This window comes from uncultured Allobaculum sp. (assembly GCF_948576815.1).
GTDB lineage: Bacteria > Bacillota_I > Bacilli_A > Erysipelotrichales > Erysipelotrichaceae > Allobaculum > Allobaculum fili.
On record NZ_CAPAEZ010000020.1, the window covers coordinates 22,602 to 35,480 of the forward strand.

Annotated in this window: 20 protein-coding genes; all 20 read left to right on the top strand. The window is 49.6% G+C overall.

Going from position 1 to position 12,879, the window contains the following annotated elements; all coding sequences use genetic code 11:
- Positions 1-27: 27 nt before the first annotated feature.
- The 20 genes from Q2J39_RS04235 (at position 28) to Q2J39_RS04325 (ending at position 12,803) form a co-directional block, all read left to right on the top strand.
- Entirely contained in the window at positions 28-1,455 is a 1,428-nt protein-coding gene (locus Q2J39_RS04235) for an N-6 DNA methylase (protein ID WP_288339161.1), read from the top strand.
- Positions 1,421-1,588 carry a hypothetical protein gene (locus Q2J39_RS04240; RefSeq protein ID WP_288339160.1) on the top strand — a complete coding sequence of 56 codons (168 nt, stop codon included), beginning with the start codon at positions 1,421-1,423 and terminating at the stop codon, positions 1,586-1,588. Before Q2J39_RS04235 ends, Q2J39_RS04240 begins: the two co-directional genes overlap by 35 nt.
- Before the next feature lie 41 nt (positions 1,589-1,629).
- Positions 1,630-1,884 carry a hypothetical protein gene (locus tag Q2J39_RS04245; protein WP_288339159.1) on the top strand — a complete coding sequence of 85 codons (255 nt, stop codon included), beginning with the start codon at positions 1,630-1,632 and terminating at the stop codon, positions 1,882-1,884.
- Positions 1,871-2,188, top strand: coding sequence for a ribosomal-processing cysteine protease Prp (locus Q2J39_RS04250; RefSeq protein ID WP_288339158.1), 318 nt, complete (start codon positions 1,871-1,873; stop codon positions 2,186-2,188). Before Q2J39_RS04245 ends, Q2J39_RS04250 begins: the two co-directional genes overlap by 14 nt.
- Before the next feature lie 91 nt (positions 2,189-2,279).
- Complete coding sequence (locus tag Q2J39_RS04255) at positions 2,280-2,849, top strand: DUF4355 domain-containing protein (RefSeq protein WP_288339157.1); 570 nt, start codon at positions 2,280-2,282, stop codon at positions 2,847-2,849.
- A 9-nt stretch (positions 2,850-2,858) separates the two neighbouring features.
- Complete coding sequence (locus Q2J39_RS04260; RefSeq protein ID WP_288339156.1) at positions 2,859-3,824, top strand: hypothetical protein; 966 nt, start codon at positions 2,859-2,861, stop codon at positions 3,822-3,824.
- 10 nt (positions 3,825-3,834) lie between these two features.
- A complete protein-coding gene (locus tag Q2J39_RS04265; protein WP_288339155.1) occupies positions 3,835-4,152 on the top strand; it encodes a phage head-tail connector protein in 318 nt (105 codons plus the stop codon).
- Complete coding sequence (locus Q2J39_RS04270) at positions 4,149-4,454, top strand: hypothetical protein (protein WP_230268535.1); 306 nt, start codon at positions 4,149-4,151, stop codon at positions 4,452-4,454. The genes Q2J39_RS04265 and Q2J39_RS04270 overlap by 4 nt, the downstream gene beginning before the upstream one ends.
- Positions 4,451-4,819: an HK97-gp10 family putative phage morphogenesis protein gene (locus Q2J39_RS04275; protein ID WP_288339154.1), complete on the top strand. Its 369-nt coding sequence runs from the start codon at positions 4,451-4,453 to the stop codon at positions 4,817-4,819. Before Q2J39_RS04270 ends, Q2J39_RS04275 begins: the two co-directional genes overlap by 4 nt.
- Entirely contained in the window at positions 4,816-5,229 is a 414-nt protein-coding gene (locus Q2J39_RS04280) for a hypothetical protein (protein ID WP_288339153.1), read from the top strand. The genes Q2J39_RS04275 and Q2J39_RS04280 overlap by 4 nt, the downstream gene beginning before the upstream one ends.
- Positions 5,226-5,693, top strand: coding sequence for a phage major tail protein, TP901-1 family (locus Q2J39_RS04285; protein WP_288339152.1), 468 nt, complete (start codon positions 5,226-5,228; stop codon positions 5,691-5,693). The genes Q2J39_RS04280 and Q2J39_RS04285 overlap by 4 nt, the downstream gene beginning before the upstream one ends.
- Before the next feature lie 80 nt (positions 5,694-5,773).
- Complete coding sequence (locus tag Q2J39_RS04290) at positions 5,774-6,136, top strand: tail assembly chaperone (RefSeq protein WP_288339151.1); 363 nt, start codon at positions 5,774-5,776, stop codon at positions 6,134-6,136.
- Positions 6,137-6,201: 65 nt separating this feature from the next.
- Positions 6,202-6,423 (top strand): hypothetical protein, encoded by a 222-nt coding sequence (locus Q2J39_RS04295; RefSeq protein ID WP_288339150.1) that lies wholly within the window; start codon positions 6,202-6,204, stop codon positions 6,421-6,423.
- A gap of 81 nt (positions 6,424-6,504) precedes the next feature.
- Complete coding sequence (locus Q2J39_RS04300; RefSeq protein ID WP_288339149.1) at positions 6,505-6,912, top strand: transposase; 408 nt, start codon at positions 6,505-6,507, stop codon at positions 6,910-6,912.
- A 56-nt stretch (positions 6,913-6,968) separates the two neighbouring features.
- A complete protein-coding gene (locus Q2J39_RS10780) occupies positions 6,969-7,487 on the top strand; it encodes a transposase (protein WP_353887475.1) in 519 nt (172 codons plus the stop codon).
- A gap of 388 nt (positions 7,488-7,875) precedes the next feature.
- Entirely contained in the window at positions 7,876-8,721 is an 846-nt protein-coding gene (gene proB, locus Q2J39_RS04305) for a glutamate 5-kinase (RefSeq protein ID WP_230268132.1), read from the top strand.
- Complete coding sequence (locus Q2J39_RS04310; protein WP_288339148.1) at positions 8,718-9,974, top strand: glutamate-5-semialdehyde dehydrogenase; 1,257 nt, start codon at positions 8,718-8,720, stop codon at positions 9,972-9,974. Before proB ends, Q2J39_RS04310 begins: the two co-directional genes overlap by 4 nt.
- A 389-nt stretch (positions 9,975-10,363) precedes the next feature.
- Positions 10,364-10,870, top strand: coding sequence for a flavodoxin family protein (locus Q2J39_RS04315; protein WP_230268130.1), 507 nt, complete (start codon positions 10,364-10,366; stop codon positions 10,868-10,870).
- A gap of 248 nt (positions 10,871-11,118) precedes the next feature.
- A complete protein-coding gene (locus tag Q2J39_RS04320; RefSeq protein ID WP_288339147.1) occupies positions 11,119-11,916 on the top strand; it encodes an HAD family hydrolase in 798 nt (265 codons plus the stop codon).
- Between the two features lie 209 nt (positions 11,917-12,125).
- Positions 12,126-12,803, top strand: coding sequence for a TIGR00266 family protein (locus tag Q2J39_RS04325; protein WP_288339146.1), 678 nt, complete (start codon positions 12,126-12,128; stop codon positions 12,801-12,803).
- The last annotated feature ends 76 nt before the right edge of the window (positions 12,804-12,879 follow it).

Genomic DNA, 12,879 nt, shown 5'->3' on the forward strand with positions numbered 1-12,879 from the left:
TTCTTTTGCTCGAAAGGAGGGTAACAGATGGAACTTCTGGAATTCAAAGACAGATTCCTGCGTATGCTGGAAACCGATAAAGTCGAAGAAGTACCAGAGATTCTGAATCGCAGCAGTCCGAATCTGATCGAAAGGTACCAGGAAGAGTTCGGAACAGATCGGGATTGGATCCGTGAATTCTATCAGTACTATCTGGCAGATCGAGAAGGTCTGAAACAGGACTATACGCCGCCTTCGCTTTCAAAGCTGCTGCTACATCTTGTCGGACCATGCAGGACGCTTGTTGATCTGTGCGCAGGAACCGGATCTCTTTCTCTCTATGCTGATCCAGACACAAAGATCAAAGCAATCGAGCTGGATCCAAAAGCAGCGGCCTGCCTTCGATTCAACTATGCGGTTCATGGACTGGATGCGGAAGTTGTTCAGGCTGACGCACTGACCTTGCTGACAGATCAGACAAAGGCGTACGGGGCTGTATCGAATCCGCCCTTTAACATCCAGCCCGCAAGCCTTTGGCCGCCCGCAAATACGGGTAACTGGTCATTTGTATTGTCTGCGCTCGATCGAACGGCAGGAAGAGCCGCAGTGATTCTCCCGGCGGGAATTCTCAACGAGACGAAGGATAAAAGCGTTGTTCGTTCGCTTCTTCAATCCGGGCGCCTGAAGGCTGTCATCAAATGCCCTGAAAAAATGTTTCTTTCTACATCAATTCCTGTCTGTGTTCTGGTTCTCTCTCATGAACCCGCTGATCACGTGATGCTGATTGATGCCTCAAGGCTGGCTTCAAAAGAAGTTCGTGAGCAGAGAGGACAGTACGGAGGAACATCGCATACCGGGCGGATCTATCGCAAAGAACTGAACGTTCTGAATGATCAAGCAATCGAAAACATCACGAAGGCTGTCAATTACCGTCTGGATACTGATTTTTCGACTTTTCGGAGCGCCGATTTACTGATAAAGAATGATTGCCGTCTTTCGCCCGGTCTTTATCTGAATACAGATCCAGACGAACCGGAGGAAACCAAGCTTGATTGGCTGGCCCGGCAATACAATTCCATAGTCAGATTGAAGAACGCATGCAAGCTTACGATCAATGAAACGCTGGCAAAAGAACTGCGCATCGATCAGGAGCTATGGGAGAAGAGCAAGAAGGCAAGCGCGGAAGCAGCGAAAGCAATAGAAGAATTCTCATCCGTCAAAATCGAAAGAGAAGATTATCTGACATTCACGCGAAGTCGTGAGCTTTCGATTCGCTTCAAGAGTAAAGATGATCTGCCGTCAATCTTTAATCAGTTTATTCAGTTATGGGTAAATCAAACCGTGATGCTGAATAATTTGGAGAATGACATTCTGGCGCAAATGCGGGAATATCTGCTGCCAAAACTTATAAATGGGGGACTCGAGATTTCAGGAGGAAGATATGACAGAAGAAAAACGAGACCAGATTCTCAGTGACTTGGAAGGCATCACTTACATGGACTGGCAGAAGCTGAAGCACGCAGTTGATGTCGCATTTAGTGTTGAAGTAAACAGTGTCGCCAATAAAGTGCCGTTTTCCAGACTTGATATTGTTAAAAAGGAGTATTGATTTCCGTCTCAAATGAGGCGTTTTTCTTTTGGAGGAATGAAATGACTGATGTTGAAAAAAGAGAAATCGAGACCACACTCACCAAACTGATCGAGCTGCTTAAACCTCAGCCGTTAGGGGTAGTCATGGACTGCATCAACTGGATTATTGATTACAACTCAATGGGAAATGATGATGTTCGTGAAATCATGATCGATGTTATCCACTCCAACAGGAGAACAACCAGGATCTGCTTTGCAGATGTGGTTCCTGATATCACTGTCAAAGGGGAGGCAAAGCGAAATGATCACTGTTAAAACAGATCTGCGCTCCTACATCTCGATTAAAGGTCATGCAGGGTATGCGCCAGCGGGTCAGGATATCGTATGCGCCGCGGTTTCTACCCTGTATGAAACGCTCAAAAGAGCTCTGCCGAAGTGTGTAGTCAAAGCCATTACAGAGAATGAAAAAGCATCTGTAATTAAGATCACCCCGGATCCGATCATCAGATGGAGGGAAGAGGAGGAAGCAAGGGATTATCTGAACTTCTTTCTGTCAGGAATTCAGGGGATCGAGAGAACGTATCCCCAATATGTTCAACTGAAGATTGGGCGGGCTTAACGGTCCGCTTTTTCTATGCCCAGGCAGGGACGGCATTAAAAGCTCTGGAAGAATCGTCCGACATGACGTTAAACCGGGAGGAACAAAGGAAATGGAAAAACTGAATCTTCAGCGTTTCGCTGATGAAGCAGAAAACGCCCAGGCACCAGACCAGGGGAAACCGGCAGAGGAGCCGAAAGGCGATTCAGCCAAATACACGGACGCGGATCTGGACCGGATCATCAGCGCCAAGTTCGCCAAATGGGCGGCCGATCGGGATAAAGCCGTTGATGATGCCCGTAAGGAAGGCGAGAAGCTGGCGAAGATGAATGCCGACCAGAAACGCGCCTATGAACTGGAGCAGGCTCAGAAAGAGGCGCAGAGCCTCAAAGAGCAGGTGGCTAAGCTGAAACAGGCACAGAAACAGATGGAGCTGAGAAAGAGCGCTGCAGAAATCTTTTCGAAAGACTACAAGATGACTGTGTCCAGTGACGTTCTTGATTTCGTTGTCGGCAAAGATGCCCAAGAGACGAACGAGCGGATCCAGAAGATGGCTGCAACGCTCCAGGCAGAAAGACTGGCAGGCGAAAAGGCAAGAGCAACCGGATCTACGCCTTTTGGAACATCCATCAATCACGAGCCTGCCAGTCCGTTCCAGAAGAAACTGGACAAATGGAAATAGGAGGAAACTATGATCGATTTCAAACTTCAGCGCTTTGCGGAAGGCGATGGCGGGACCACACAGACGCCATCAACCACAACCCCGACAGGCGCAAACAATGAAAAAGGCGTTCGCACTTACGGCATGCAGTTTAAAGAGCTGCTTCCGACCGTCTTTGCCAAAAAGTCTTACTTCAATGACTTCTTTGTCGGCGGGCTTGAAGCACTTGATGGCGTGGCTTTTAACAAGAAAGCATTCAGTCTGAAAGCCTGTGATATTCCGGTAGCGATTGGCACAGGATACGACAAGACCGATACGAAGGCCTTCAAGACCGGAACCGGATCGACAAGCCGTTTTGGAAACCGTACGGAAATCATCTATGACGATATCGATGTCGAATACACATGGGGCTGGAACTTCCATGAGGGAATCGACCGACACACCGTCAACAACAACATGGAACAGGCGATTGCCGACCGACTTGAACTCCAGGCACTGGCCAAAACGGAAATGTTCAACAAGGCGCACGGGAAATTCATTTCGCAGAATGCCGGCAAGATCATCACTACCGCCGCGGCGACTCTCTCTGATTCGGATCCGAAAACACTCTTCAATGAGCTGTCCAAATACTTCACCAACATCGAGGCAGTCGGCACGCGCTATGCCAAAGTCACCAGCGATCTCTACAACCTGATTGTTGACAGCACTCTGGCCACGACAAGCAAAAACAGCAGCGTGAACATCGATGACAATGGCATCGTGAAGTTCAAAGGATTCCTGATCGAGGAAGTTCCGGACTCCATGTTCCAGACCAATGAGATCTGCTATGCCTACGTCGGCGGCATTGCCAAAGTGTTCACCGGTATCAATACCGCACGAACCATTGAGTCCGAAGACTTTGACGGTGTAGCTCTGCAGGGTGCCGGAAAAGCCGGTGAATACATTCCGACAGACAACAAGAAGGCCGTTGTCAAAGTCAAAATGAAAACGGCATAGGTGATCGCCTATGCTTGATCAGGTCAAAAGTCTTCTTGGCCTGAGTGATGAAAGCCAGGACGAAAAGCTGAAGTCAGTCATTACGCTGACTTCGGCCCGTCTGGCCTCTTTGCTTGGCGTCAAAGAAGTACCGGAAGAGATGCAATATATCGCCATTGAGGCGTCGATCCGGCGCTTTAACCGGATCGGATCCGAAGGCATGAGCAGCCACAACGTGGAAGGCGAAAGCATTTCCTACAAAGACAATGACTTTGCCGACTTCATGGACGACATTCAGGACTGGAGATCCAGGAATGAAAACCCAATCCGGAGGCTTCGGTTTTTATGAGATATGACACGAAAATCGAGCTGGTCCGCTCAGATCCGGGCCATTTCAACCCAGATACCTGCAATTACGAGGACCGGGCAGAGACAAAAACAGCTCTGTACGCATCCGTGATGGATACCAGAGCGGAAATGCTGAAGCTGGTTTATGGAAGCCTGAAGCAGGGGAGCCTGACGATCCATATCCAGAACCACACAGACATTGTGTTCGATCAGATCGAGGTAAGAGGGCGGCGGTACAAAGTAGATTTTCGGCGCCGGCTCAGAACCAAGGAGTCGTTTATCGTATCGGAGGTGCAGACATGAGACTGAATGCAACCATCGGCGGCCTCAAGCCGTTTCAGAAAAAGCTGCTGGCCAAAGCCAATCGCAGCGCTATTCAGAAGGTGGTCCGGCTCAATACGGCAGAGCTGACCGCAGGCGCTCAAAGAAGAGCCCCGGTTTCGACCGAAGAGACCAATCCCGGCGGCCATCATGGACAGCTGCGGGAAAGCATCACCCCATCCATTGAGCCGGACGGCATGGCTGGTGTAGTCCGTGCGGAAGTGGACTATGCCGAATACGTCGAAAAAGGAACCCGCTTCATGGCACCCCAGCCGTACATGAAACCGGCATTTGAAGAGCAGAAGCCGAAGTTTCTGCGGGACCTGAAAAAGGTGATTGCCAAGTGAGCCAGCTCAATCCATCAACCGAGCTCTTTGCGGCGGTTCTGGCCAGACTGCTCAAGGCGTTTCCGGATCGAGTGTTCAGTACCGTCATGCCACCGGAAGGAACGCCGTATCCGTTTATCTACATCAGTGCCGCCCATGAAATCGAAGACTTTCGAATGAAAGGCGCCTGGTTCGGTCAGGCCGGGCTTTCCATTAACGTCTGGCACAATGACCCATCCCAGCGGGGAACTGTCGATTCCCTGCTTTTTTCTATCCGCCAGATCTGCAGAGGTCTGGAGCAGACAGAAAACTACAGCTGGTGCCTGTCGCAGTGTTCCCTTGAAACCCTTCCGGACTACACGACAGACCAGCCGCTTTACCGGGGGATTCTTTCCCTCGAATTCAAACATTACAGGAGGAATAACGAATGACTTTCAATCTTCAGAGATTTGCCGCGAGTGCAGAACCTGTAAAAGGCAAAAAGATTTTCTATCTGATTCGCCGCTACTCCAAAAGAACGCAGGAAGCGGCCAAAACTGTCGCTTTCCAGACGGAAGGCAGCCGCACCATGTCCAAAGACGCAGACAGCGTCGCAACCAAAGACGGAACGATTCGCGTGCCAGGAGCCGGCGAGGTAGAGATCTCGCTGACCTCTCTGGTGACCGAAGGTGACGGAGTTCACGACGACCTCGAGGAGGCCATGGAGTCCGGAGAACTGATGGAGATCTGGGAAGTGAACGTTTCGGAAAAAGGAACCGATGACAATGCCGACAAGTACAAGGCCCGCTATCATCAGGGCTATCTGACCAGCCTGGAGCTGTCGCCAGCGCCGAAGATTTTGCGGAGCTTTCGCAGACCTACTCAATCAATGGAATGGGCGTCAAAGGCTACGTAACGCTCACGCAGGAGCAGAAAGATATCGTCCAGTATCTGTTCGAAGATACTGCAAAAGTAACGGAATAGAGGGCGTAAATCATGGAAATTAATGTCAGAGGAACGCTCTATCCGCTCAAGGCGTCTATCGTCTTTCTGAATGAAATCGAGAAGACCAAAGTTCGCACGATTGACGGCGAAAAGATTGAAATGGGTCTGGCCAATGCGGTCATTTCCATCCGCGACATGGTCGATGTGCGCGTGCTGATCGACACAATCATGGCACTGAACATCAGGCAGACCCCGCGTCTGAACAAGGACGAACTGACGGAATGGTTCGAAGAAGGCGAAGTCGATCTGGAGAAACTCGGATCGGAAGTGATCGATTTTTTATCGACAGCGAATGTCTGCAAAGGAAAGCTGAAGAAACTCGGCCTTCTGAACAGTCCGGTCCCAAAAGCCTGAAAGAGCTGACGGACTCGATTGCCGTAGACTGTTTTCGCTATTTCGGTTTTAAGTCTATTGAACAGGTGCTCCTGCTCGATCTGCGGGAGTACCGCCTTTTATACCGTGCGCATCGTCTGCAGATGGCGGACCGCTACTACTGGAGTGCGCAGAACGCATTCGATACAAATCGTGCAGGCTTCCGCAAGAAGAATGGCCATCTGGTCTATCCAAGCGTTAAGAAGCTTTTCGACTATGAGAAGGCCCAGAAAGAGGCAATGCAGGAGAGATCGGAAGCGAGAGTGTAAGGTCTTTTGTGTAAATTCCATCAAGGCATCAGGCTGATACAATCAGCTTGAGCCTGACAAATTTATACAAGGAGACCACTTATGCCACGTAAAGCTAAAGCTGCACCAACCCTTCAGAAACAGATTGCTTCAACCATCGTTAAGAAATACAAACCTAAGACGTTTAAAGAAGCCTCAGACCTCATCAAGGAAATCTTTGGCCCTGTCCTTGAACAGATGCTCCAGGGAGAACTTGACTCGCATCTCGGCTATACCAGCGGATCGCATGCTCCTAAATCGACGGACAACCGGCGCAACGGCTATTCTGAGAAGACTGTAAGGTCTTCTCAGTGCGAACTGGATCTGCGTATTCCTCGTGATCGCCTTGGTACATTCGAACCACAGGCAGTTCCTAAAGGCAGCCGGGATATTTCAGATATCGAGGACAAAATTTTTGACATACCCATCCCACACCGGAAACCGAAGAGTATGACATTCCGTTTGATGTAACTTTAACTTCCAAGAACAATAAGAAAGCTAAGGAAAACTGGGATACATACAAGTACATTTCTTCTTATCCAAAACACCCTGAGTTTTCAAACGGTGTAACGGAGCTGCCCCTCCATGGAAGAGCAGTCAGATTTAAGGTTAAATGCGGGGAAAAAGAGTCCTTTATTACACTCTTTACCAACCTCTCTGCTGATTCCTTCAGCACGGATGATCTGAAGGAAATCTACCGGCTGCGCTGGCAGATCGAAATCAGTTTCAGAGACCTCAAAAGAGAGCTGGGCCTGGAACATATTCATGGCAGGAAGAAAGAACTGGTCATTGGAGAGGTCTACGCCAAGAGGACCATTTACAACATGAATTCGAGAATTCGTAATCACGTTGAAAAAAGTAAGAAGATTCGCCTTCAGCTGGAACGGGCTGTGAAACGGAAGGCTGAACGAAAAATCGACTTTACCTTTCTTACGGCTGCAACTCGATCGTTCTTCTGGAATGAAGGAGCGTATACCGGAGCAGGGCTTGTTAAACTTCTGGAACGAAAGACAGAATCTGTTCGCCCTGGTCGACCGCGAAGGTAAAAGGAAAAGGCAAAGATATAGGTAGAACAGTTTGATAAAACACTAATTGACGATCAGGTGATTTTTTTAAACACGAAAAAATTATCCTTTTCGTCATGCTTCCTCTTCTTAGAACAATCCCTCTACTCCTCTGGTGCAGGAACTTCAGCGAGGTTTACGATTTTAACTTAATGACATTGGACAAGGACTAAAGGAAAACTGCACCCGTCCTGTTGCGGGCATAAAAGCATGCGGCTTGAAACCATCCTTTTCGTGTTTTAATGTCCATCCTTGCCTCGGTCTGTGAGCAGCTGTCGGTTTTTCGCTGCAGTGAAAGAAAAAGGCGCCAAAATTTTCAAAAGTCTGAAAAATTTCAGGCCTCATCTTAGAACTTGGATACAATAAACGCATGTCATCTTTAAGAACCCGCGTTAAAGACGCGAAACGAATTGTTGTGAAAGTCGGCTCTTCTTCTCTGACTTACCCAGAGACCGGCCGATTAAATTTTGATAAGCTTGACGTTCTCGTCCGGCAGGTCTGCTCTTTGCACAATGCCGGCTACGATGTCGTCTTAGTTTCTTCGGGAGCCATCATGGTCGGCTCCCAGTATCTCGGTCTGCCCAAGCGGCCGCATTCGGTTTCCCGCAAGCAAGCCTGTGCCGCTGTCGGTCAGGCACGGCTGATGATGCTGTATCAGAAAATATTTGCGGAATACGGTCTGAACTGCGGCCAGCTGCTTCTGACCAAGCACACAATGCGCTATGAAAAAGACCGCTTTAACGCAAAAAATACGTTTGAAGAACTGTTTGATCTCGGCGTCATTCCGATCGTGAACGAAAACGATACGATTGCGACCGATGAAATTGAAATCGGCGACAACGATTCGCTTTCCGCGCTTGTAGCGGCGCTGGTTAAAGCCGATCTGCTCGTCCTGCTTTCCGATATCGACGGGCTGTATACCGACGATCCGTCCAGAAATCCAGACGCTCGTTTCATTGACGAGGTAGCCGAACTGAATGAGGAAATCTGCCAGCTGGCCAAAGGCCCCTCAAGCGGAGTAGGTACTGGCGGAATGACGACCAAAATTCACGCGGCACGGATTGCAGGCGCCATCGGCTGCGACATGATTATTGCGAACGCGAAAGACTTTCGAATTATCGAACATCTTGTGGCCGGAGAACCGCTTGGCACGTTCTTCGCCGCTAACCCGGTTTCCGGACTGGGCTTTGATGATCTTCTGGAGGAACTCGAATGACAGACTGGATGAATGGACTCGGCGAAAAGGCGCACCGCGCCGCCGGAATTCTGAATACCCTCGATACCAATACAAAAAACCAGGTGCTGCTCGATGCGGCCAATCGTCTGATCGCCAGTACCGATCGGATTCTTGCTGCCAACGCGAAAGACCTGGAAGCCGCCCGGGAAAACAATATGCCCCTCCCGCTGCAGGATCGTCTGATGCTTTCGGCAGCACGCATTGAATCCATTGCGCAGGGCATGCGGGAAGTGGCCGATCTGCCCGATCCCGTCGGCAGCGTTCTGGAAATGAAAAAACGTCCGAACGGACTTCTGATCGGAAAACAGAGAGTTCCCTTAGGCGTCTGCGCGGTCATTTATGAAGCCCGTCCAAACGTTACGGCGGACGTATTTGCGCTCTGTTTCAAGAGCGGAAACGCGGTCATTCTTAAAGGCGGAAAAGAAGCCGCAAATTCCAACGCGGCGATTGTGGAAGTCCTCCAGGAAAGTCTGGCGGCATTTGATCTTCCTATGGAAGCGGCGTCTTTGCTGAAGGACAACTCCCGTGAAGCATCCCGGGAACTCATGCGCTGCTCGCGCTGGGTGGATGTCCTCATTCCGCGCGGGGGAGCCGGGCTGATTGCTTCCGTTGTGGAAAATGCGACCGTACCGGTCATCGAAACTGGAACAGGCAACTGCCACGTGTATGTCGATGAAAGCGCCGATTTGGATATGGCCGTTCGCATCATCATTAACGGAAAGACGCAGCGTGTCGGCGTCTGCAACGCCGTGGAATCGCTGCTCGTGCACAGAAATGTCGTCGATGCACTCCTTCCCAGGCTTGAAGAAAAGCTGGCGGAACATCAGGTGCTCATTCACGCCCAGAAAGAACTTCTGCCGCTGATCGATCATGCCAAATCCGTAGAAGCGAGTGAAGAAGACTGGGGACGGGAATATCTCGATTATGAAATTTCCGTCAAGACGGTAAATTCGGTGGACGAAGCCATCGAACATATCAACGCCTACAACACCGGCCATTCCGAAGCCATCGTGACCAGAGACTATGCGAATGCCCGAAAATTCCTGAATCAGGTCGATGCCGCCGCGGTATATGTCAACGCTTCGACGCGCTTTACCGATGGACACGAATTCGGTCTTGGCGCGGAAATCGGCATTTCCACCCAGAAACTGCATGCCAGAGGTCCGATGGGTCTCGAAGAGCTGACCACAACCAAATACATCATTTTCGGCGACGGTCAGATTCGTCCCTGATTATTCCACGCCAAGGTAATGGCTTAGGCAGACTGGGTCTTTTCCAGAACGGAAAAGAAAATGTAATGTATAAAAAAATTCCTGAGACCTGAAAGCGGCAGAGCGTCTGCCGCTTTTTTATGGAACTGACGAACCGGCGCATATCTTTTTCGATCATTCCTGGAAAGCCGTACTATCCCTCAAAAACGGCACGGAACATTACCGCCAGTAAAATCACAAGAATGATCAGCGCAATCGTGATACTCAGTTTTCGGATTCGATCAAAATGCATAGTCCGTCCTCCTTGTCCATGCCTTCGTCTGCCCATTTGAAGACAGGCATGATGAATGGGTTTTCGTATTTGCCTTACTATAATGAATACAGAATATAAGGTTCAAAGGAGAAAGAGCATGAAAAAGATTATTGTGGTGAATTCCTCTCCCCGGGAAAACGGAAACTGCGATCTGCTTTGCACAGAATTCATTCGCGGCGCTTCCGAAAATCCGGAAAATCAGATTGTACGGATCAATCTGAAGGACCAGAATTTTGACTTTTACCGGGAAGACCAGCAGCCCGATGATGTCGATCAGTACGTATCGCTCATTCAGGATTCGGATGTCATCGTTCTGGCAACTCCGGTCTATTTCTATACGATGTCCGGCATGATGAAAACATTCATCGACCGCATGACCCCTTACTTCAGCGGCTTCGACGCCAAGGACTTCTACTTCTTCCTGACCGCACCGGTTAACCGCTCGGAAATGGAAGAAGCCGTGAACTCTCTGACCGGCTTTACGGATTCGCTGCCGACCAGCCGTGTCGTTTCGATCGTTTATGGATCCAATGTCATGCAAAAAGGCGACATCATCGCCCATCCGGCTTATCAGGAAGTGTATCGTCTGGGCATCTCCCTGTAACTCGCCATCCTTATCAATTCGTTTATCCTTTCGAGATCGAAGGATGAATTTCAAACCGAATGCAGAAATCAGGAGCCGTATGCACGGTCGACCAGCCGTGTCGAATCGTTCAATCGGCTCCTTTTTCATGGATTTTTCTCGGGTTACAGCGGCTCAACTTGCTGTTTGGAACGACAGGGCTTTTTGCGAAAGAAGGAGAAATACAGCGTCGAATGCGAAAATACAAAGCCGGCGCTTATACTGAAATCATGAGTGAATTGGAAAACAGAGCAGAAACACCCAGCCTGTCGCTGTCCAGGCTGATTTCGCTTTTGAAAAACGGAAAGATTCAGGCGGTCTGGATCGATATCGATCAGACGCTGCTGAGTTTTGATCTGTGCGCGCGGGACGCGATGATTTATGCGTTTCAAAAGTTTGGCATCGAATGGACGGAAGCGTACTATCCGATCTTTTTAAGAGAAAACGCCTGCCTGTGGGATCACATCGAATCGGGAGAAATGACGCGCGATGAAATGCGCAAAACCCGGTTTGTCCATCTGTTCAAGGCGTTTGGTCTTGAGCGGACCGTACCCGAAGGCTTTGAGGAAACGTTCCACCATCAGCTTTATGAAGGAAACCATCCGATGCCCAAAGCGCTCGAAGGACTAGAAGCTTTGAAAACAGCCGGTCTGCCGTTATTTATCGTGACTAACGGCAAGCAGAGCGGTCAGTATAAACGGCTGAAAGCGGCGGGAATGGATACGCTGTTTACGGAAATTTATACTTCGGACGAATTTGGCGTTTCCAAACCGGACTTGTCGTATTTTCAAAAAGCGTACGCCCGCACCTGCAAGGCGCTTGGCAAGACGCTGTTGCCAGATGAAATTCTGGTCATCGGCGATTCGTGGAAAGCGGACATTCTCGGTGCGATCGCCTTTGGCGCGCCGTCCTTATGGATTCGCGTCAACCGCCAGCACGATCCGTTCGAAAAAGAGAGTCATCCGACGGTCTGCGAAATCCATGACTGGAATGAATTTCTTCAGGCCTGGCAGGACGCCGGACATTAAAGTGTTCCAGAAAAATTCTTAGAATTCGCTTAACCTGTCGGGTTTGTTTCGCGGGATATCGTTCATTTTGCGTGGAAAACGGATGAACCTGTACAGGCTGCGAAACGATAGATTGTTTGACTATACAAAGTATGAAATCCTGTTTCTGAAGCGGAAGGAAACAGGATTTTTCTGTATTCCCAATGCAAAGTTAAAAAAGGGAGATACGTATGAAATATGAAATTGTCGGCGGTGACTTTCCCTGTGTCATCTGCCACCTTGAAACGAACGAATCCATGATCACGGAAAAAGGATCCATGATCTGGATGACACCAAACATGAATATGGAAACGCGCGGAACCAGCCTCGGGAAAGCTTTTGGCCGCATGTTTACCGGCGAAAGCATTTTCCAGAACGTCTATACCGCAATGGACGTTCCGGGTATGGTGACCTTTGGCTCCTCCTTTCCAGGAAGCATCACACCGGTAATTCTGGCTCCAGGCGAATCCATCGTCGCGCAGAAGGGGGCGTTTCTGGCCAGCACGCCGGAAGTAACGCTTTCTACCTTCTTTCAGAAAAAGGGCATGAGCGGATTCTTCTCCGGGGAAGGGTTCATCATGCAGCAGATCACCGGTCCGGGTATTGTGTTTCTGGAAATTGACGGATCCGACTACACGTATACGCTGCGTCCAGGCGAAAAGCTGATCGTCGATACCGGAAACGTAGCAATGATCGATTCGACCTGTTCGATCGATGTGGAGACGGTTAAAGGCGTAAAAAACAAACTGTTCGGCGGCGAAGGCTTCTTCAACACCGTCATTACCGGTCCTGGCAAAGTCGTTTTGCAGACGATGCCGCTTTCCAACCTTGCAGCAGCCGTGGCTTCCTGCCTGCCTTCCAACAAGTAATTCAAAAGCGATCGCTTTTTGCCGTAAGTGTCAAACAATCGACGGGTATACGCGAGACTGAATATTAGATACGCTA

Excerpts from the sequence above, each read along its gene's own strand:
- Q2J39_RS04315 (WP_230268130.1), top strand. The coding sequence starts at position 10,364 with ATGAAAAAGATTATTGTGGTGAATTCCTCTCCCCGGGAAAACGGAAAC.
- Q2J39_RS04320 (WP_288339147.1), top strand. The coding sequence starts at position 11,119 with ATGAGTGAATTGGAAAACAGAGCAGAAACACCCAGCCTGTCGCTGTCC.
- Q2J39_RS04285 (WP_288339152.1), top strand. The coding sequence starts at position 5,226 with ATGACTTTCAATCTTCAGAGATTTGCCGCGAGTGCAGAACCTGTAAAA.
- Q2J39_RS04265 (WP_288339155.1), top strand. The coding sequence starts at position 3,835 with ATGCTTGATCAGGTCAAAAGTCTTCTTGGCCTGAGTGATGAAAGCCAG.
- Q2J39_RS04235 (WP_288339161.1), top strand. The coding sequence starts at position 28 with ATGGAACTTCTGGAATTCAAAGACAGATTCCTGCGTATGCTGGAAACC.
- Q2J39_RS04290 (WP_288339151.1), top strand. The coding sequence starts at position 5,774 with ATGGAAATTAATGTCAGAGGAACGCTCTATCCGCTCAAGGCGTCTATC.
- Q2J39_RS04255 (WP_288339157.1), top strand. The coding sequence starts at position 2,280 with ATGGAAAAACTGAATCTTCAGCGTTTCGCTGATGAAGCAGAAAACGCC.
- Q2J39_RS04275 (WP_288339154.1), top strand. The coding sequence starts at position 4,451 with ATGAGACTGAATGCAACCATCGGCGGCCTCAAGCCGTTTCAGAAAAAG.
- Q2J39_RS04300 (WP_288339149.1), top strand. The coding sequence starts at position 6,505 with ATGCCACGTAAAGCTAAAGCTGCACCAACCCTTCAGAAACAGATTGCT.
- Q2J39_RS04250 (WP_288339158.1), top strand. The coding sequence starts at position 1,871 with ATGATCACTGTTAAAACAGATCTGCGCTCCTACATCTCGATTAAAGGT.
- Q2J39_RS04310 (WP_288339148.1), top strand. The coding sequence starts at position 8,718 with ATGACAGACTGGATGAATGGACTCGGCGAAAAGGCGCACCGCGCCGCC.
- Q2J39_RS04270 (WP_230268535.1), top strand. The coding sequence starts at position 4,149 with ATGAGATATGACACGAAAATCGAGCTGGTCCGCTCAGATCCGGGCCAT.
- Q2J39_RS04260 (WP_288339156.1), top strand. The coding sequence starts at position 2,859 with ATGATCGATTTCAAACTTCAGCGCTTTGCGGAAGGCGATGGCGGGACC.
- Q2J39_RS04325 (WP_288339146.1), top strand. The coding sequence starts at position 12,126 with ATGAAATATGAAATTGTCGGCGGTGACTTTCCCTGTGTCATCTGCCAC.
- proB (WP_230268132.1), top strand. The coding sequence starts at position 7,876 with ATGTCATCTTTAAGAACCCGCGTTAAAGACGCGAAACGAATTGTTGTG.
- Q2J39_RS04240 (WP_288339160.1), top strand. The coding sequence starts at position 1,421 with ATGACAGAAGAAAAACGAGACCAGATTCTCAGTGACTTGGAAGGCATC.
- Q2J39_RS04245 (WP_288339159.1), top strand. The coding sequence starts at position 1,630 with ATGACTGATGTTGAAAAAAGAGAAATCGAGACCACACTCACCAAACTG.